Source organism: Paraburkholderia tuberum STM678 (genome assembly GCF_902833905.1).
GTDB classification, from domain to species: Bacteria; Pseudomonadota; Gammaproteobacteria; order Burkholderiales; family Burkholderiaceae; genus Paraburkholderia; species Paraburkholderia tuberum.
Window position 1 is genome coordinate 32,637 of the sequence record NZ_CADFGP010000029.1, and the last position, 18,007, is coordinate 50,643.

17 protein-coding genes are annotated in these 18,007 nt (G+C 64.1%); 2 read left to right on the forward strand and 15 right to left on the reverse strand.

Annotation, left to right across the window (positions count from 1 at the left end; genetic code table 11):
- Positions 1-47: 47 nt before the first annotated feature.
- Together HWY30_RS23830 and HWY30_RS23835 are read right to left on the reverse strand one after the other, a co-directional pair.
- Positions 48-380: an RnfH family protein gene (locus HWY30_RS23830; protein ID WP_090800565.1), complete on the reverse strand. Its 333-nt coding sequence runs from the start codon at positions 378-380 to the stop codon at positions 48-50.
- A complete protein-coding gene (locus HWY30_RS23835; protein ID WP_018417666.1) occupies positions 377-814 on the reverse strand; it encodes a type II toxin-antitoxin system RatA family toxin in 438 nt (145 codons plus the stop codon). The genes HWY30_RS23830 and HWY30_RS23835 overlap by 4 nt, the downstream gene beginning before the upstream one ends.
- 100 nt (positions 815-914) lie before the next feature.
- On the opposite strand from HWY30_RS23835, the gene smpB reads away from it, so the two are divergent.
- A complete protein-coding gene (smpB, locus tag HWY30_RS23840; protein ID WP_013089686.1) occupies positions 915-1,361 on the forward strand; it encodes an SsrA-binding protein SmpB in 447 nt (148 codons plus the stop codon).
- Positions 1,362-1,460: 99 nt separating this feature from the next.
- Here smpB and HWY30_RS23845 read toward each other — a convergent pair whose 3' ends face one another.
- The 3 genes from HWY30_RS23845 to ppsA form a co-directional block, all read right to left on the reverse strand.
- Complete coding sequence (locus tag HWY30_RS23845) at positions 1,461-2,408, reverse strand: SPFH domain-containing protein (protein WP_090800567.1); 948 nt, start codon at positions 2,406-2,408, stop codon at positions 1,461-1,463.
- An 87-nt stretch (positions 2,409-2,495) separates the two neighbouring features.
- On the reverse strand, positions 2,496-2,951 hold the full coding sequence (locus tag HWY30_RS23850; protein WP_090805347.1) for an NfeD family protein: 456 nt from the start codon (positions 2,949-2,951) through the stop codon (positions 2,496-2,498).
- A 118-nt stretch (positions 2,952-3,069) separates the two neighbouring features.
- A complete protein-coding gene (gene ppsA / locus HWY30_RS23855) occupies positions 3,070-5,472 on the reverse strand; it encodes a phosphoenolpyruvate synthase (protein ID WP_090800568.1) in 2,403 nt (800 codons plus the stop codon).
- 519 nt (positions 5,473-5,991) lie between these two features.
- On the opposite strand from ppsA, the gene ppsR reads away from it, so the two are divergent.
- Positions 5,992-6,807, forward strand: coding sequence for a posphoenolpyruvate synthetase regulatory kinase/phosphorylase PpsR (gene ppsR, locus HWY30_RS23860; protein ID WP_090800570.1), 816 nt, complete (start codon positions 5,992-5,994; stop codon positions 6,805-6,807).
- 58 nt (positions 6,808-6,865) lie between these two features.
- Here ppsR and HWY30_RS23865 read toward each other — a convergent pair whose 3' ends face one another.
- The 10 genes from HWY30_RS23865 to HWY30_RS23910 form a co-directional block, all read right to left on the reverse strand.
- Positions 6,866-7,654 (reverse strand): TrmH family RNA methyltransferase, encoded by a 789-nt coding sequence (locus tag HWY30_RS23865; protein WP_090800571.1) that lies wholly within the window; start codon positions 7,652-7,654, stop codon positions 6,866-6,868.
- Between the two features lie 92 nt (positions 7,655-7,746).
- Positions 7,747-8,496 carry a ribonuclease HII gene (gene rnhB, locus HWY30_RS23870; RefSeq protein ID WP_090800573.1) on the reverse strand — a complete coding sequence of 250 codons (750 nt, stop codon included), beginning with the start codon at positions 8,494-8,496 and terminating at the stop codon, positions 7,747-7,749.
- Positions 8,493-9,662 carry a lipid-A-disaccharide synthase gene (gene lpxB / locus HWY30_RS23875; RefSeq protein ID WP_090800574.1) on the reverse strand — a complete coding sequence of 390 codons (1,170 nt, stop codon included), beginning with the start codon at positions 9,660-9,662 and terminating at the stop codon, positions 8,493-8,495. The genes rnhB and lpxB overlap by 4 nt, the downstream gene beginning before the upstream one ends.
- Positions 9,663-9,665: 3 nt before the next feature.
- Positions 9,666-10,454: an acyl-ACP--UDP-N-acetylglucosamine O-acyltransferase gene (gene lpxA, locus HWY30_RS23880; protein WP_090800576.1), complete on the reverse strand. Its 789-nt coding sequence runs from the start codon at positions 10,452-10,454 to the stop codon at positions 9,666-9,668.
- A gap of 100 nt (positions 10,455-10,554) precedes the next feature.
- A complete protein-coding gene (gene fabZ / locus HWY30_RS23885) occupies positions 10,555-11,019 on the reverse strand; it encodes a 3-hydroxyacyl-ACP dehydratase FabZ (protein ID WP_090800577.1) in 465 nt (154 codons plus the stop codon).
- A 186-nt stretch (positions 11,020-11,205) separates the two neighbouring features.
- Complete coding sequence (gene lpxD / locus HWY30_RS23890; protein WP_090800579.1) at positions 11,206-12,318, reverse strand: UDP-3-O-(3-hydroxymyristoyl)glucosamine N-acyltransferase; 1,113 nt, start codon at positions 12,316-12,318, stop codon at positions 11,206-11,208.
- A 95-nt stretch (positions 12,319-12,413) separates the two neighbouring features.
- Entirely contained in the window at positions 12,414-12,935 is a 522-nt protein-coding gene (locus tag HWY30_RS23895; protein ID WP_026225318.1) for an OmpH/Skp family outer membrane protein, read from the reverse strand.
- Positions 12,936-13,024: 89 nt separating this feature from the next.
- Positions 13,025-15,328 carry an outer membrane protein assembly factor BamA gene (gene bamA, locus HWY30_RS23900; protein ID WP_090800580.1) on the reverse strand — a complete coding sequence of 768 codons (2,304 nt, stop codon included), beginning with the start codon at positions 15,326-15,328 and terminating at the stop codon, positions 13,025-13,027.
- A gap of 67 nt (positions 15,329-15,395) precedes the next feature.
- Positions 15,396-16,790, reverse strand: coding sequence for an RIP metalloprotease RseP (gene rseP / locus HWY30_RS23905; protein WP_018417653.1), 1,395 nt, complete (start codon positions 16,788-16,790; stop codon positions 15,396-15,398).
- 7 nt (positions 16,791-16,797) lie between these two features.
- Positions 16,798-18,003, reverse strand: a complete 1,206-nt coding sequence (locus HWY30_RS23910; RefSeq protein WP_090800582.1) for a 1-deoxy-D-xylulose-5-phosphate reductoisomerase — start codon at positions 18,001-18,003, stop codon at positions 16,798-16,800.
- Positions 18,004-18,007 lie beyond the last annotated feature (4 nt).

The window sequence follows — 18,007 nt, forward strand, 5'->3', positions numbered from 1 at the left end:
CGGGCGGCGCGCGAAAAAGTCCGCCGCCCCCCCACAACTAGCGCCGCCTAGCGCGAATCCTTGTTCAACCAACGCCGCCCCTCGATCGACCCCGCCTTGCGTGTCTTTTCGACGCGGCGTTGGCGCGACACCTTCGGATCCACCAGCAACGGCCGGTAAATCTCGACGCGATCATGGTCGGCCAGCACCGTATCGAGCGGTTTGAGCTTGCCGAACACGCCCACCTTCTGCGTGTTCAGATCGATCGACGGAAAGCGCTGCAGAATCCCGCTTGCGCCGATCGCCTGTTGCAGCGTCGCGCCCGCGGGCAACTCGACCGCAATCAGCGCCTGCTCGGCAGCGAGCGCATAGCAGACTTCTACCGTTAGCCGCGCGCTCATGACTGACCATAGCGCTGGTTGGCGCGCTTCACGAAAGATTCGACGAAGGTATTGGCGATGTGATTGAACACCGGCCCGATGATCTTCTCGAGCAGGATGCTGGTGAACTCGTAGTGCAGCGCGAATTCGATCTTGCACGCATCGGCGCGCAGCGGCGTGAAGCGCCAGAAACCGGTGAACTTGCGAAACGGACCGTCGGCGAATTCCATGTCGATGCGCGTGGGGCGCTCCATCGAGTTACGCGTGGCGAAATGCTGCTTGATGCCCTTGAAGTTGATATCGATCCTCGCCTCCATGCTGGTGTCGTCCCGGTGACGAATTTCGATGCCCCCGCACCATGGCAGGAACTTGGGGTAATCGTCGACGTCGGTGACGAGGTCGAACATCTGCTCCGCCGAGTGGCGAATCAAAACGGTTTTCTGGACATCTGCCATAAATTGAACAGCGCGTGGCAACGGTGGACAAGCGCCGCGGGCTTTCCTTGCCCCGCTTTGCTAAAATCGTGATTTTAAACGAGTTGGGCACTTTCCATTCATGAGCATCATAGACAACAGAAAAGCCTTCTACGACTACTCGGTCGAGGAACGCTATGAGGCAGGCCTCGTGCTCGAAGGATGGGAGGTCAAGGCGTTGCGCGCCGGGCGCGGCCAGATCAAGGAAGGCTACGTGGTGATCCGCAACGGCGAGCTGTTCCTGATCGGCACGCACATCAGCCCGCTGCCCGAAGCCTCGACGCACATCCATCCCGACCCGGTGCGCACGCGCAAGTTGCTGCTGCATAGCGAGGAGATCAGCAAGCTGATCGGCAAGGTCGAGCAGCGCGGCTACACGCTCGTGCCGCTGAATTTTCACTACAAGAACGGTCGCGTCAAATGCGAGATCGGTCTCGCGAAGGGCAAGAAGATGCACGACAAGCGCGAGACCGAGAAGAAGCGCGACTGGGAGCGCGAGAAGGCGCGCTTGATGCGCTCGCCGACCTGAACGCGATTCGTATCCGGCATTGCAAAAATGGCCCGCGCATCGATGTGCGGGCCATTTGCTTTTACGTCACGCACTCATTGCGCATGCATTGCCCGTTCGTCAGCGCAAGTCGCCGCGCGGCGGCTCCGCTGCCGCCTTGCTCTTGTTCACGATGGTCAGCGCCGACGCGATCATCGAACTCATGTTCGACATGTCGCCCGGCACGATCAGTGTCGTGCCCTGCCTCGCCAGGTTCGAGAACGCGTTCACGTACTGTTCGGCCACCTTCAGATTCACCGCGTCCATGCCGCCGTTCAGCTGGATCGCCGCCGCGATCTTCTGGATCGCCTGCGCGTTCGCCTCGGCCACCGCCAGAATCGCCGCGGCCTGCCCCTGCGCCTGATTGATCGCTGCCTGACGCTCGCCCTCGGACTTCTGGATCGCCGCCTCGCGGCCGCCCGACGCGATATTGATCTGCTCCTGCTTGCGCCCTTCCGATGCCGCGATCAGCGCGCGTTTCTCGCGCTCGGCGGTGATCTGCGCCTGCATCGCGTGAAGGATTTCCTTTGGCGGCGTCAGGTCCTTGATCTCGTAGCGCAGCACTTTTACGCCCCAGTTCGCGGCCGCCTCGTCCAGCGCGGACACGATGCTGTGATTGATGAAATCGCGCTCCTCGAAGGTCCGGTCCAGCTCCAGCTTGCCGATGACCGAGCGCAGCGTGGTCTGCGACAACTGCGTGATCGCGAACACGAAGTTGCTCGATCCGTACGATGCCTTCATCGGATCGGTGACCTGGAAATACAGCACACCGTCGACCTGCAGTTGCGTGTTGTCGCGCGTAATACAGACCTGGCTCGGCACTTCGAGAGGAATTTCCTTCAGCACGTGCTTGTACGCGACCCGGTCGACGAACGGGAACGCGAAGCTCAGACCCGGCGTCAGCGTCGCGTGATAACGGCCGAGGCGCTCGAGCACCCACGCATGCTGCTGCGGCACGATCTTGATGGTCTGCGACGCGAGCACGATCACGACGATCAGCAGCACTGCCCCGACGATGGTTGAATCCATATCGCTACCCTCCGATTCTGCTTCGAATAGTTGTGCGCAGGTTGGTCGGGCCTGCGTTTTCAGCTTGGGCGGCCGGCGCTCAGATCGTCAGGTCGCGCTCGCGCGCGCCTTCGGCTGCCGACTCGCGACGACGACGAGGCAACTGCCCCGCAACTCCTTGATCTCGTAGACCTGCGCGTCTTCGGGTTCGCCCGCGGCCAGCTCGATGTCCCATGCCGCGCCACGATAGGTCGCGCGTGCTTTGCGCCCCTGCCAGGCCGGCACGTTCAGCGTCTGCCCGATATCCAGATTGACATCCGGATTGCGCGACGCCTGCTCGCGCCTACGACGGCCGAAGCGCGAGCGTCTGAGCACCACGACCGCCGCGAGCGCAACCAGCGCCGCCACTACGAACTGCAGATCGGTCCCGGCGCCGGCAATGCGCGCAAGCGCGGCCGCGACGAAGCCGAACGCGATCATCAACAGATAGAAGGTGCCGCTCATCAGTTCCAGCACGACAAGCACACCCGCCCCGATCCACCAGAACAGTCCACCAGGCGCCACGTCGACCTCCAAAAAGCAAAACACCCCGGTTCTACCGGGGTGTTTATAGCACGAAGCGCACGTGCCTTTAACGCGTGCCGAATGCCGCCTGCGAAAGCGGCATTCGCTACCTCGCGAGTTACTGCTTCGCCTTTGCCAGCTGCTGCCACGTATCGATGATCGTGTCGGGGTTGAGCGAGATCGACTTGATGCCTTCGTCAGTCAGCCATTGCGCGAAGTCCGGATGATCCGACGGCCCCTGGCCGCAGATACCGACGTACTTGTCGAGACGCAGACAGGTTTCGATCGCGCGCTTGAGCAGGAACTTGACCGCTGGATCACGCTCGTCGAAATCGACCGCGAGCAGCTCCATGCCCGAGTCGCGGTCGAGGCCGAGCGTGAGCTGCGTCAGGTCGTTCGAGCCGATCGAGAATCCGTCGAAGTACTGCAGGAACTCTTCCGCGAGGATCGCGTTCGTCGGCACTTCGCACATCATGATCAGACGCAGGCCCTTCTCGCCGCGCTTCAGGCCGAACTTCGCGAGCAGCCCGACCACGCGCTCCGCCTGCTTCAGCGTACGCACGAACGGCACCATGATCTCGACGTTGTCGAGGCCCATCTCTTCACGCACCTTCTTCAGCGCGATGCATTCCATCTGGAACGCCTCGGCGAAGTCTTCCGCGATATAGCGCGACGCGCCGCGGAAACCCAGCATCGGGTTTTCCTCGTCCGGCTCGTAGCGCGAGCCGCCGATCAGCTTCTTGTACTCGTTCGACTTGAAGTCCGACAGACGCACGATGACGGGCTTCGGATAGAACGCCGCCGCGATCGTTGCGATACCTTCGGTCAGCTTGTCGACGTAGAACGCGCGCGGCGACGCGTGACCGCGCGCGACGCTTTCGACCGCCTTCTTCAGGTCCTGATCGACGTTCGGGTACTCGAGGATCGCCTTCGGGTGCACGCCGATGTTGTTGTTGATGATGAACTCGAGCCGCGCGAGACCCACACCTGCGTTCGGCAGTTGCGAGAAGTCGAATGCGAGCTGCGGATTGCCGACGTTCATCATGATCTTCACCGGAATCGGCGGCAGTTCGCCGCGCTGCACTTCGGTGACTTCGGTTTCGAGCAGGCCGTCGTAGATCTTGCCTTCGTCGCCTTCCGCACATGACACGGTGACGAGTGCGCCGTCCTTCAGCACGTCGGTCGCGTCGCCGCAGCCGACCACGGCCGGCACGCCCAGCTCACGCGCGATGATCGCCGCATGGCAGGTGCGGCCGCCACGGTTCGTGACGATCGCCGACGCACGCTTCATGACCGGCTCCCAGTTCGGGTCGGTCATGTCGGCGACGAGCACGTCGCCCGGCTGCACGCGGTCCATCTCCGACGGGTCGTGGATCACGCGCACCGGACCCGCGCCGATCTTCTGACCGATCGCGCGGCCCGTTGCCAGCACGTTCGACTGGCCCTTCAGCTTGAAGCGCTGCTCGGCCTTGCCGCCGCCCTGGCTCTTCACCGTTTCCGGACGCGCCTGCAGGATGAAAATCTTGCCGTCGCGGCCGTCCTTGCCCCACTCGATGTCCATCGGACGCTGGTAGTGCTTCTCGATGATCACCGCGTACTTCGCGAGCTCGATCACGTCTTCGTCGGTGATCGAGAAGCGGTTGCGCTGTTCGTGCGCGACGTCGACGGTCTTCACGCGGCCCGGCTCGCCCGGCTTCGTGAACTCCATCTTGATCAGCTTCGAGCCGATCGAGCGGCGGATGATCGGGTACTTGCCCTGCGCGAGCGTGGTCTTGAACACGTAAAACTCGTCCGGATTCACCGCGCCCTGCACGACGGTTTCGCCGAGGCCATAGCTCGACGTGATGAAGACGGCGTCCTTGAAGCCCGATTCGGTGTCCAGCGTGAACATCACGCCCGCGGCGCCGACGTCCGAACGCACCATGCGCTGCACGCCCGCCGACAACGCGACTTCAGCATGCGTGAAGCCCTTGTGGACGCGATAGGAGATGGCGCGGTCGTTATACAGCGACGCGAACACGTGCTTCATGCGATCGAGCACGTCGTCGATGCCGACCACGTTCAGGTAGCTTTCCTGCTGACCGGCGAACGATGCGTCCGGCAGGTCTTCCGCGGTCGCGGATGAACGCACGGCAAACGACAGCTCCTCGGGCGAGCTCTGTTGCAGCGTGTCGAACCCCGCGCGAATGTCAGCCTCGAGCTGCGGCTGCAGCGGCGCGTCGACGATCCATTGACGGATCTCCTTGCCCGCTTCGGCGAGCGCCTTCACGTCGTCGACGTCGAGCGTCTCGAGACGTTTGGCGATGCGCTCGGTCAGATCGTTGTGCTGCAGGAAGTCACGGAACGCGAGCGCGGTGGTCGCGAAGCCGGTCGGCACGCGCACGCCGGCTTCGGCGAGCTGGCTGATCATCTCGCCCAGCGACGCGTTCTTGCCGCCGACGATCTCCACGTCGGTCATCCGCAACTGCTCGAACGGAACTACATACGCCTTGTCCTTTGCGACGGTAACTGCGTTAGTCATACAAGCCCCTAAGTGTGAAAGAAATTCACGACTGTGCAAGTGGGCTTGAACACGGGCAGCCCATTGGAAGCCTCGACCCCGTGTCTTGCACAACCTGTTAGATAAGCAATCGCCTGGACGGCGGAGACGCGTTGCGTTGCGTGGCGCGCCGGCCGTGGAGCACGAGGCGGAGCACCGAAGAACGCGGTTGCGCGGACTTACCGCTCGATCTGTTGCGTTCAACGCATATTGACATTAGATAACGTGACGTTGAACGACCGTTCGCGGCAAGTTAGCGGCCAATCGCCTGCAATTGCTTATCCAACAGGTTGCCGCTATTCTACCGTGCCGACTCCTGAAATGTGGCAGTCGGTCGAGAATTGCGCCTCGAGTCGCGCGCCGACCGAGCCAGCGGGCTTTTGCGGGACCGCCCGCGCGGGACACGAGCGTGGCGCGCCCGCCGCCGGGCGGTTTGATTCGAGCGCGTTGTCGCGCTCGCGCTTTCCGGCTCATTTGCCTTTCACGTTCACAACTCCTCTGATGCCGCCCACCGTATTCATCGTCTCAGACGGTACCGGGATTACTGCCGAAACCTTCGCGCATTCGATCCTCTCCCAGTTCGACCAGAAATTCCGCCTGGTCCGCGTGCCATTCGTCGACTCGACCGAGAAGGCCTACGCAACGCTCGAAAAGATCAACGAAGCGGTCGTGCAGGACGGCCGTCGACCGATCGTGTTCACCACGCTGGTCGATAGCTCGTCGAATCAGATCGTGAAGGGTTCGAACGCGCTCGTGCTCGACATGTTCCAGACCTTCGTCGAGCCGCTCGAGCAGGAACTGGAACTGAAGTCGAGCCACGCGATGGGGCGCGGCCACCAGAACGCGGACACCGAGGAGTACAAGAACCGGATCGAGGCGATCAATTTCTCGCTCGCGCACGACGACGGTCAATCGAATCGCAATCTCGCAGACGCCGACGTGATCCTCGTCGGCGTGTCGCGCAGCGGCAAGACCCCGACGAGCCTTTACCTGGCGATGCAGTACGGCGTGAAAGCGGCGAACTATCCGCTGATTCCCGAAGATTTCGAACGCGGCAAGCTGCCGACGCCGCTACGCGAGCATCGACAGAAGATGTTCGGCTTGTCGATCGATCCGCAGCGGCTGTCGGAGATCCGTAACGAGCGGCGGCCGGGCAGCAAGTATGCGGCGCCGGAAAACTGCCGCTATGAGATCAACGAAGCCGAAACGATGATGCGGCGCGAGGGGATCAAGTGGCTGTCGTCGACGCACAAGTCGATCGAGGAAATCGCGACGACGATCCTGCAGGAGATCAAGCTGGATCGGCCGTCGTATTGAGGGATGGCCGAGCAGGCGTTGCGTTGCCGGGCCAGAGCCCTCGCAACGCCACTTAAGTCTACTTTTTGCGCCCGCGCTGCTGCCGGCACTGCTCGAACACGCAGACCGCCGCCGCGGCCGCCACGTTCAGCGACTCCATACCGCCGGGCTGCGGAATCGTCACCCGCAACGACACGGCATCGCGCCACGCCTGCGACACGCCTGCCCCTTCGTTGCCGAACACCCACGCGAGCGGCCTGCTCAGGTCGCTGTCATAGATCGCTTCGGCACCGTGCGAATCGGTGATGACGATCGGTACCGCGAGCCGTTCGATCAGCGCACGCGCTTCGACATCCTCATGAATCTGCAACAGGAAGTGCGCGCCCATCCCCGAGCGCAGCACCTTCGACGACCACGCGTATGCGGTACCCGGCGCGCAGAACACGTGCTCGATACCCGCAGCCGCTGCGCTGCGCAGAATCGAGCCGACGTTGCCCGCGTCCTGCACGCCGTCGAGCACGAGACAGTTTTGCTCGACGCGCTCGGGCAGCGGTGCGTCGAGCTTCTCGACGAGCAGCAGAATCCCGACCCCATGCACGACATTCGACAACTGTCCGAACAACGCATCCGGCAGCGTCACGAGCCGATGCTCGTCGATGCGTGACACGATCGCCTGCGCTTCGTCGTGACGCAACGCGCCGTCGGTGACGACGCATAGCTCCGGCTGACCTGCGACGTCGAGATACGTGCTTGCGAGATGGAAGCCCTCGAGCAGCGCGTGGCCGCTGCGGCGCTGTTGATGCGTCGAGCCGGCCAGTGCCTTCAGGCGCTTGTAGAGCGGATTGTCCCGCGAGGTGATGGCTTTCACAGGCAGCGAAGGCGGTGAGAAGGGAAAAGGAATCAGCGGCAATCAACGGCGCGCAAGCGCGGAGCGCGCTCGAGCCGCGCTGATGGGGTCGGTCACGCGAAGCCGGCTTCGCCGAACGCATCGTCGTCGAGCAGCAGCGCGTCGGCCACGATGACGGCGTCCGCCGACGGCAACGGCACGCCAGTGCCGAACCTCAAATGCGCTTCGCGCACCGGCGCGAACGAGCGCCGATGATGCTCGCACGGCCCATGCTCGCGCAGCGCCGCGAGATGCTGCGGCGTGCCATAACCGGCATGCGCGTCGAAGCCGTACATCGGATACGCCTGGTGCAGTTCGACCAGCATGCGGTCGCGCGTGACCTTCGCGAGAATCGACGCCGCCGAGATGCTCTTCACGAGCGCGTCGCCGCCAATCACCGCCTCGCTACGGATGCTGAGCGTCGGGCAACGGTTGCCGTCGATCTTCACGAGCGTCGGCACGACCGACAGGCCCTCGACCGCGCGCTTCATCGCGAGCATGGTGGCGTGCAGGATGTTCAGCGAATCGATTTCCTCGACTGTCGCCGACGCGACGCAGTACGCGAGCGCACGCTCGACGATCTTGTCGTACAGCGCTTCGCGCTTGAGTGCGCTCAGCACCTTCGAATCGTCGAGGCCACGGATCATCGGTTTGGCGGGATCGAAAATCACCGCCGCCGCGACGACCGGACCGGCCAGCGGTCCGCGCCCTGCTTCGTCAACGCCGCAGACGATGTCGTCGGCGCTCTCGAAGTTCAGGCCGGCTTGCGCCACTACCCGAACGGTGGCCGCGATCTTCCGGCGAGGCGCGCCCGCGGCGGTCATGGCCGCCCCGCCCGCTGCTCGACAACGCTCGCCACGACTTCGGCCGCGCGCTGCGCGGTGTTCTGCTTCAGCACGTGATGCATCTCCGTGAAGATTTCCTTCAGCGTGCGCCGGTTCGCCTCGTCGCGCAACTGCTTCAGCGTCGCCTCGGCGAGCGCCTGCGGCGTCGCGAAGTGCTGCAGGATCTCCGGCACCACGAAACGCCCGGCCAGGATGTTCGGCAGGCCGACGTACGGCAGATAGCCCTGGCGGCGCATGATCTGGCCGGTCAGCCAGGGCACCTTGTACGAAATCACCATCGGCTTTTTCAGCAGCGCGGCTTCGAGCGTGACGGTGCCGCTCTTCACGAGAATCGCGTCGGCGGCGGTCATCGCGAGTTGCGACTGGCCTTCGGTGATGGTCAGCACGAGGCCCGGATGCGCATCGACGAGCGGCTGCAGCAGCGCACGCAACGCGGGCGTCGCCGCCGGCATCACGAAGCGCACGCTGGGCTCCTGGTGCTGCATCATCTCCATCGCCGCGAAGAACGTCGGGCCGATCAGGTCGATCTCGGAGCGCCGGCTGCCCGGCAGCACCGCGATCACCGGCCCGCTTTCCGCGAGACCGAGTGCGCGGCGCGCACCGAGGGTGTCGGGTTCGAGCGGGATCTGATCGGCCAGCGGATGCCCGACGTACGACGCCGCGACACCCGCCTTTTCGAGCAGCGCGGTTTCGAACGGGAACACGCACAGCATGTGGTCGACGGCCTTGGCGATCTTCTTGATGCGCCCACCACGCCACGCCCAGATGGACGGGCAGACGAAGTGCACGGTCGGAATGCCGGCGTCGCGCAGTGCGTGCTCGAGCCCGAAATTGAAGTCGGGCGCGTCGACGCCGACGAACACGGACGGCGGTTCGGCGAGCAACTGACGCTTGAGCTCGTTGCGGATACCGAGGATTTCAGGAATGTGCCGCAATGCTTCGACATAGCCGCGCACCGTCAGCTTTTCCATCGGCCAGTGGGCGTCGAAGCCCGCGGCGATCATGCGCGGACCGCCGATGCCGTAGTACTGCGTGGCGGCCGGCAACCGGCTGCCGAGGCCGTCGAGCAGCGACGCGGCGAGCAGGTCGCCGGACGGCTCGCCGGCCACCATCGCGACGCGCAGCGGACTGGGTTGCAACGTCATCGGTTAGCGGATGATGCCGCGCTGCGACGCTTCGACGAACGCGAGCAGCGTCTGCACCGGGGTGTCGCCGTCACCGCCGGCCGAACCGAGTTCCTTCAGTCGCACCTTCGCTTCTTCGAGCGACAGGCCGTTCTTGTACAGCACGCGATACGCGGTGCGCAGCACCGAGATCGCGTCGGCCGAGAAGCCGCGGCGGCGCAGCCCTTCGACGTTGATGCCGTGCGGCTCGGCCTTGTTGCCCGCGGCGATCACGTACGGCGGCACGTCCTGCACGAGCGCCGAGGCGCCGCCGAGCATCGAATGCGCACCGATGCGCACGAACTGATGCACGCCCGACATGCCGCCGATGATCGCGTAGTCGCCGATCGTCACGTGACCGGCCATCTGCGCGTTGCTCGACAGGATCACGTTGTTGCCGACGTGGCAGTCGTGACCGATGTGCACGTAGGCCATGATCCAGTTGTCGTCGCCGAGCGTGGTGACGCCCGCGTCCTGCACCGTGCCGGTGTGGATCGTCGTGAACTCGCGGATCATGTTGCGGTTGCCGATCACGAGCCTGGTCGGCTCGTCCTGGTACTTCATGTCCTGCGGACGCCCGCCGACCGATGCGTAATGGCCGATGCGGTTGTCTTCGCCGAGCGTGGTATAGCCTTCGATCACGCTGTGCGAGCCGACCGTGCTGCGCGCACCGATCGTCACGTGTGCGCCGATCACCGCATAGGGCCCGACTTCGACGGATTCGTCCAGCTGCGCGCCCGCTTCGATGATCGCGGTGGGATGGATCCTGCTCATGCGTCCTCGCTTCTGATTCTGTTGCGTTGTGTGGATGGCCTTGCCGTCAGGGCCGCCGCGCGCGTGCCTTGCCGCGCCGCGACCTGCCCCGACGCGGGCTTTACGCGTCGTTGTCCGTGTGGCGCACCGCGCACATCAGATCGGCTTCCGCCGCGACGACGCCATCCACTTCGGCGCGCGCCTTGAACTTCCAGATGCCGCGCATGTGACGCTCGAACGTGCAGTTCAGGATCAGCTGATCGCCCGGTTCCACCACGCGCTTGAAGCGCGCGTTGTCGATGCCGACGAACAGGTACAGCGTGTTCGACGGATCGCTCGGCTCTTCCGAGAACGTCAGCAGCGCTGCGGTCTGCGCGAGGGCTTCGAGGATCAGCACGCCTGGCATCACCGGCCGCGTCGGGAAATGTCCCTGGAAATACGGCTCATTGATCGACACGTTCTTCAACGCTTTGATGCTCTTGTGCGGTTCGAGTTCGAGCACCCGGTCGACCAGCAGGATCGGATAACGATGCGGCAGCAGCGTGAGAATCTTATGAATGTCGAGATTGATTTTTTCGGTGCTCATGGTGTTTCTGCTCACGCATTGACTGCGCGATGATGACTGCGGATGCTGGGTGCAGGTGGGTTGAAAACGCGCACGACCGGCGCCTCTGATGACCGGTGGTCGTGCCACCCGGTCACGGCCACCGGCTTTGCTTCATGATGCTCGACCACTATTTTACGCGGTGCGGATGGGTCGCCGGGATAACTGTCAGATCTTGTTGCCTGCGGGTTGACCTGCGGCGCCGTCAGTGGCATTGCCGGCTTTGTCGACGGTGGCGTTCTCCAGCGCTTTGATGCGATCGCGAAGCTTGTCGATATTGCGCAGCAGCGCGGCGCTTTTGTTCCAGTCCGCGTGGTTCACGGCCGGGAACGCGCTCGTGTACATGCCGGGCTTCAGCAGCGACTTCGACACGCCCGACTTTGCGGTGACGATCACGTAATCGGCGAGCGTCACGTGTCCGGCAATGCCGACCGCGCCGCCGATCATGCAATGACGGCCGATGGTCGTGCTGCCCGCGATGCCCGCGCAGCCCGCGATCACCGTGTAGGCGCCGACCTTGCAGTTGTGGCCGATCTGCACGAGGTTGTCGATCTTCACGCACTCCTCGATGATCGTGTCGGCCATCGCGCCGCGGTCGATCGTGGTGTTCGCGCCGATTTCGACGTCGTTCGCGATCGACACGCCGCCGACCTGCGGAATCTTGACCCAACTGCCGGTGCGTGCGTCGCCCTCGCCGACGAAGTCGGGCGCGAAGCCGAAGCCGTCCGAGCCGATCACCGCGCCCGCGTGGACGATCACGCGCTCGCCGAGCTTGCAGCCGTGGTACACGGTCACGTTCGGATACAGATGTGAGTTCGCCCCGACGCGGGTGCCGCGGCCGATTACGACGTTGGCGTCGAGCCGCGCGTGCTCGCCGATCACTGCGCCCGCTTCCACGGTGACACGCGGACCGATCACCGCGCTCGCGGCGACCTGGGCGGAAGGATCGATGGTTGCGCTCGGATGCACGCCGGGGACTGCCCTCGGCGCGGCCAGGTCGATGAAGGTTTGCGCGATGCGCGCAAAGTAAGCGTAGGGATTCGGCGTGACGATGAAGTTTCGAGCTTCGCGCGAGGCGAGCTTCGCAAGGTCGCCGGCATTGATCAGCACTGCGCCGGCGCGGGTCGTTTCGACCTGCGACAGATACTTAGGATTGGCGAGGAACGCCAACTGGTCCGGGCCGGCCTGGTCGAGCGGCGCAAGACTGCTCACGCGCTGCGCCCCGTTACCGACTACTTCACCGCCGAACCGCTGGACGATGTCCTCGAGCGTAAATGCCATGCCTATCCTGTCTCCAACCTGTTCAATCATTGCGAGGGGCGCGCGCCGAGGCGTGCGGGGCGACCGTGCGCCGCCCTCAGTCGCCCTCATTGCCCTTAGTTGCCCGATGCCGCAAGTGCCTTCAGCACCTGGTCGGTGATATCGATGCGCGGGCTCACGTACACCGCTTCCTGGACGATCAGATCGTAGTGCTGCGTTTCGGCGATCTGCTTGATGACCTTGTTCGCGCGATCGAGCACCGCCGCGAGTTCCTCGTTGCGGCGCTGGTTCAGGTCTTCGCGGAACTCACGCTGCTTGCGTTGGAAGTCCGAGTCGAGCTGCGACAGGTCGCGCTGCTTTTGCGCGCGATCGGTCGCCGACATTGTCGCGCCATTCTTGTCGAGTGCATCGGACATCGACTTGAGCTTTTGCGCCATGTCGGCGAGATCCTTGTCCCGCTTCGCGAATTCGGCCTCGAGCTTCAGCTGCGCGGCTTTCGCCGCCGCCGATTCGCGCAGGATGCGGTCGGAATTCACCGCGGCGATCCTCGCCTCCTGCGCGTGCGCCATGCCGACCCCGAGGGTCATTGCCAGCGCCAATGCGCACGCTACACGTTTCGAAAACATACCGGTTAGCAAAGTCATCCTCTCGATACTGTAGTTTGGCCGGGTCCGCCGCCGCAGCCGGCCGCCGGCAACGCCGGCCGCCGGGAACACCCGCCGCCCGATCAGAACGCCGTCCCGATCTGGAACTGGAACTTCTGGTACTGGTCGCCAGTGTGCTTCGTGAGCGGGAAGCCGAGGCTCAACTTGAGCGGGCCGATCGGCGAGATCCACGCGAGACCCACACCGTAGCCGTAACGCAGGCCATTTGCGCCGATGCTGTTACCTTCCGTTCCCCACACGTTACCGGCGTCGAGGAACGTGAACACACGCAGCGTGCGATCGTAGCCCGTGCCCGGCAGCGGGAACGTGAGCTCGATATTGCCGACGAGCAGCTTCGAGCCGCCGATCGGGTCGTTGGTCTTCGCGTCTCGCGGACCGAGCGAGCTCGGCTCGTAGCCGCGCACCGAACCGATACCGCCGGCGAAGTAGTTCTTGAAGATCGGATAAGGCTTGCCACCAAGGCCGTTACCGTAGCCGCCCTGGAAGTTGAAGCCCAGCACGAAGCCACGCGCGAACGAGTAATAGTACTGCGCGTTGATGTCGGCCTTGTAGTACTGCGTGCCCCCGATCGGCGTGCCGTACTCGGCGTTCGCCTGCGTGAAGTAGCCGCGGCTCGGCACCAGCGCGCTGTCACGCGCGTCGCGCGACCAACCGACCGTCAGCGGTACGTTGTTCGACACGCGGCCGAACTGGTTCACGTAGTCGATATAGCTTTGCGGCGTATTCGAGTCGATGTCGAGCTGGTTCTGCTCGAAGCCGACGCCGAAAAACACCGTGTCGACTTCGGAGAACGGAATGCCGAACTTCAGGTCACCGCCAATCGTGACGATCTTGAAGCTCGAATCGGTCGAATAGTACAGCGGCTGGTACGTGCGGTAGTAGACGTCGGTGATCCGCTTGATGCCGTCCACCGTGAAGTACGGGTCGACCTGCGTGACCGTCAGCGTACGGTACGTCTTCGCGGTATTGATGTTCACCGAGAGGCTCGTGCCGGAGCCGAACACGTTGTCCTGCGAGATACCCGCCGACAGCACCACCTTGTCCGTCGATGAGAAGCCCGCGCCAAGCGTGATCGCGCCGGTCGGTTTTTCGGCGACCTTCACGTCGATGTCGACCTGGTCGGGCGTGCCTTCGACCGGCACCGTGGTCACGTCGACGTCGGTGAAGTAGCCGAGACGGTTGATACGGTCCTTCGACAGCGCGAGGCGGTTCGAATCGAACCACGAGCTTTCGAGCTGGCGCATTTCGCGGCGCACCACTTCGTCGCGCGTGCGCGTGTTGCCGACCACGTTGATGCGGCGCACGTACACGCGACGGCTCGGGTCGACCTGAAGCGTCAGGTCGACGGTGTGGTTGTTCTGGTCGATCTGCGGCTGTGCATTGACGGTCGCGAACGCGTAGCCGTACTCGCCGAGCTTGTCGACGATCGCCTTCGTGGTGGCCTGCAGCTTTTCGGCCGAGAAGCGGTCGCCCGGCTTGATCTTGATCAGCTTCTTCAGTTCCGCTTCGCGGTCGAGCAGATTGCCGGCGAGGCGGATGTTCGAAATCGTGTACGGCTGACCTTCATGCAGCGTGACCGTCAGGTACATGTCCTTCTTGTCCGGCGAAATCGACACCTGGGTCGATTCGATGCTGAACTCGAGATAGCCGCGGTTCAGGTAGTACGAGCGGACGTTCTCGAGGTCGCCGGTGAGCTTGTCTTTCGAGTACAGGTCGTTCTTCGTGTACCACGAGAACCAGTTCGGCGTGGACAGCTGCATTTCGTCACGCAACGTGCCGGTGCTGAATGTCTTGTTGCCGATGAAGTTGATCTGACGGATCTTCGCGCTCGGACCTTCGGCCACCGAGAACAGGATGCCGACGCGGTTGCGGTCGATCGGCGTGATCGTCGTGGTGACTTCAGCCGCGTAAAAACCGCGCGTCAGATACTGGCGCTTCAGCTCCTGCTCGGCCTTGTCGACGAGGGCCTTGTCGTAGTAGCGGCCTTGCGACAGCCCGACCGCGCGCAGCGCCTTGATCAGATTGTCCTTGTCGAACTCGTGGATACCGGCGAAGTCGATCGTGCCGATGGCCGGGCGCTCTTGCACCTGCACGATCACCACGTTGCCTTCGGTCGCGATCTTGACGTCGTTGAAGAAGCCCGTCGCGTACAGCGCGCGAATCGCTTCGGACGCCTTGTCGTCGGTAAAGGTATCGCCTTGCTTGATGGGCAGGTACGCGAACACCGTGCCCGGTTCGACGCGTTGCAATCCCTCAATGCGAATGTCTTGCACCACGAAGGGCGTCGTTGCGTGAGCAACCAGCCCATGCGCGGCGAACGCCGCGGCTACAACCGTCTTTGGACCAAAGCGATGAGGTTTGAACAACGTGCTTCCCCAGTATGTATAGCTGCATCAGGCCTGGCGGCCGCCCTCGTGAACGCCGCCGGACACTTTAAAAATGGATTAAACGAGCCAGATCGTTGAACAGCGCAATCGCCGACAACGCGACGATGCAGGCAAGCCCCGCCCTCTGAAAAACGAGTTGCCAGCGATCGGAGACAACTTTACCGGTCACAGCTTCAACCAAATAATATAACAGATGACCCCCATCCAATACCGGAATTGGTAGCAGGTTCAGCACGCCGAGGCTAATGCTGACAAGGGCCAGGAACGACAGAAACGCGGCAGGACCCAGACGTGCGCTCTTTCCCGCGTAGTCGGCGATCGTCACCGGACCGGACAGATTCTTCAGCGACGCCTCGCCGACGATCATCCGGCCGAACATCCTGACCGAGTACACCGCGAGATCCCAGGTACGGCGCGCGCCGAGGTGGAGGCTCTCGAGCGGCCCGTAGCGCACGTCGATCGACGGCACCTGGGTCGCCAGCTCCGCGCCGATGCGGCCGATCTGCTGCCCGCTCGCCGCATCGCGCTGCAGCTGCGGCACGATGGTGATTTCTTCGAGCGCGCCCGCCGCATGACCGCCACGGCCCCCGCGCTCCACCCGCAGCGTGACCGGCACGCCGGCGTGCGATTTTACAAAAGCGATGAAGGCCGAGGCATTATCGGTCGGCGTGCCGTTGATCGCGCGCAGCCGGTCGCCGGCGACGAGCCCCGCCTTTTGCGCGGCGCTGCCCGCCTGCACGCCCGCCACCGTCAGCTTGCCGCCGCCGGGCTCGAAGCCGAGGCGCGACATCAGATCGTCATCGACGTCTTTCTCGCCGAGGCCGCGCAGGTCCATCGGAAAATCGGACGTGCCGTGCGCGTCTTTTGCACTGAGCACGATGCGCTGCTGATCGAACGCGGCGCCGAGCAGCTTCCAGCGCAGATCCGACCACGACCGCACCGGCTCGGTCTCATCGCTATGGCCGGTGCGCACACCGACGATGGTCTCGCCGCCCTCGAAGCCCGCCAGCGCGGCCGGCGTGTTCGGCGCGGGTGTCGCGATCACGGCGGCCGGTTCGGTCACGCCAGTTGCGAACACGAGCGCGAACAGCACGATCGCGAGCAGGAAATTCGCGACCGGACCGGCCGCGACGATCGCGAAGCGCCGCCACACCGACTGGCGGTTGAACGCATGCGGCAGATCCGCTTCGGGAATCGAACCGGGGCCGGTCTCGCGCTCGTCGAGCATCTTCACGTAGCCGCCGAGCGGCAGCGCGGCAATCGTCCACTCGGTGCCCGTCTTCGGACTGACCCACTGAACGAGCGGCTTGCCGAAGCCGATCGAGAAGCGCAGCACCTTCACGCCGCACAGACGCGCGACGCTGTAGTGCCCGTACTCGTGGACTACCACGAGTACGCCAATCGCAACCGCGAAAGCGAGCAGTTCGATCAGCAGATTCATAAACGCCTCACTGGACGGCGCGTTCCGTGCGACGGGCGCCGTCAGGCAGACGCGCGATGAATTCGGTAGCAGCTCGGCGCGCGGCGGCGTCCGCTTCGATGACGTCGTCGAGCGCGTGCGCGCTGCGATTCGGCAACGCGTTCAGCACCGAGTCGACCGCCTCGGCAATCGCCATGAAGCCGATGCGGCGCGCGAGAAATGCCTCCACCGCGATCTCGTTCGCGGCGTTCAACGCCGCGCTCGCGACGCCGCCTTCCGCAAGCGCCTTCATGGCGAGCGCGAGGCACGGGAAGCGCGCGTAGTCGGGTTTTTCGAACGACAGCGACGCGATCTCCGCGAGATCGAGCTGCGCGACCCCGGAATCGACGCGATCCGGAAACGCGAGCGCGTGCGCGATCGGCGTGCGCATGTCGGGGTTGCCGAGCTGCGCGAGCACCGAACCGTCCGCGTACGACACCAGCGAATGAATCACGCTCTGCGGATGGATCAGCACGTCGATGCGCTCGCCGGGCAGGTTGAACAGCCAGTGCGCCTCGATCACTTCGAGGCCCTTGTTCATCATCGTGGCCGAGTCGACCGAGATCTTGCGGCCCATCACCCAGTTCGGATGCTTGCAGGCTTCGTCAGGCGTCACGTCGACGAGCGTGGCCGGTTCGCGCGTGCGGAACGGGCCGCCCGATGCGGTCAGGATGATCTTTGAAACGCCGCCATGCAGCGACGCTTCACGCGGCAGGCATTGGAAAATCGCGTTGTGTTCGCTGTCGACCGGCAGCAGCACCGCGCCGTGGTCGCGCACCGCGTCCATGAAGATCGCGCCGGACATCACCAGCGCTTCCTTGTTCGCGAGCAGGATACGCTTGCCGGCGCGCGCCGCGGCAAGGCTCGGCGCGAGACCGGCCGCGCCGACGATCGCCGCGACCACCGTGTCGCAGCCCTCGCTCTTCGCGACGTCGACGAGCGCCTGCGGCCCGTACGTGACCTCGGTCTTGCTACCCGCTTCGCGCAGCTTCGCGGCGACCTTCGCGGCCGTGTCGGCGTCGCCGACCACCGCCACTTCGGGCGCGAAGCGCAGGCATTGCCCGACGAGCTTGTCGCCGTTGCGATGCGCGCTCAGCGCGTAAATCGAAAACCGCTCGGGATGACGCGCGACCACGTCGAGCGTACTGTCTCCAATCGAGCCCGTGGAACCGAGCAATGTCAGACGTTTTTGCATATCT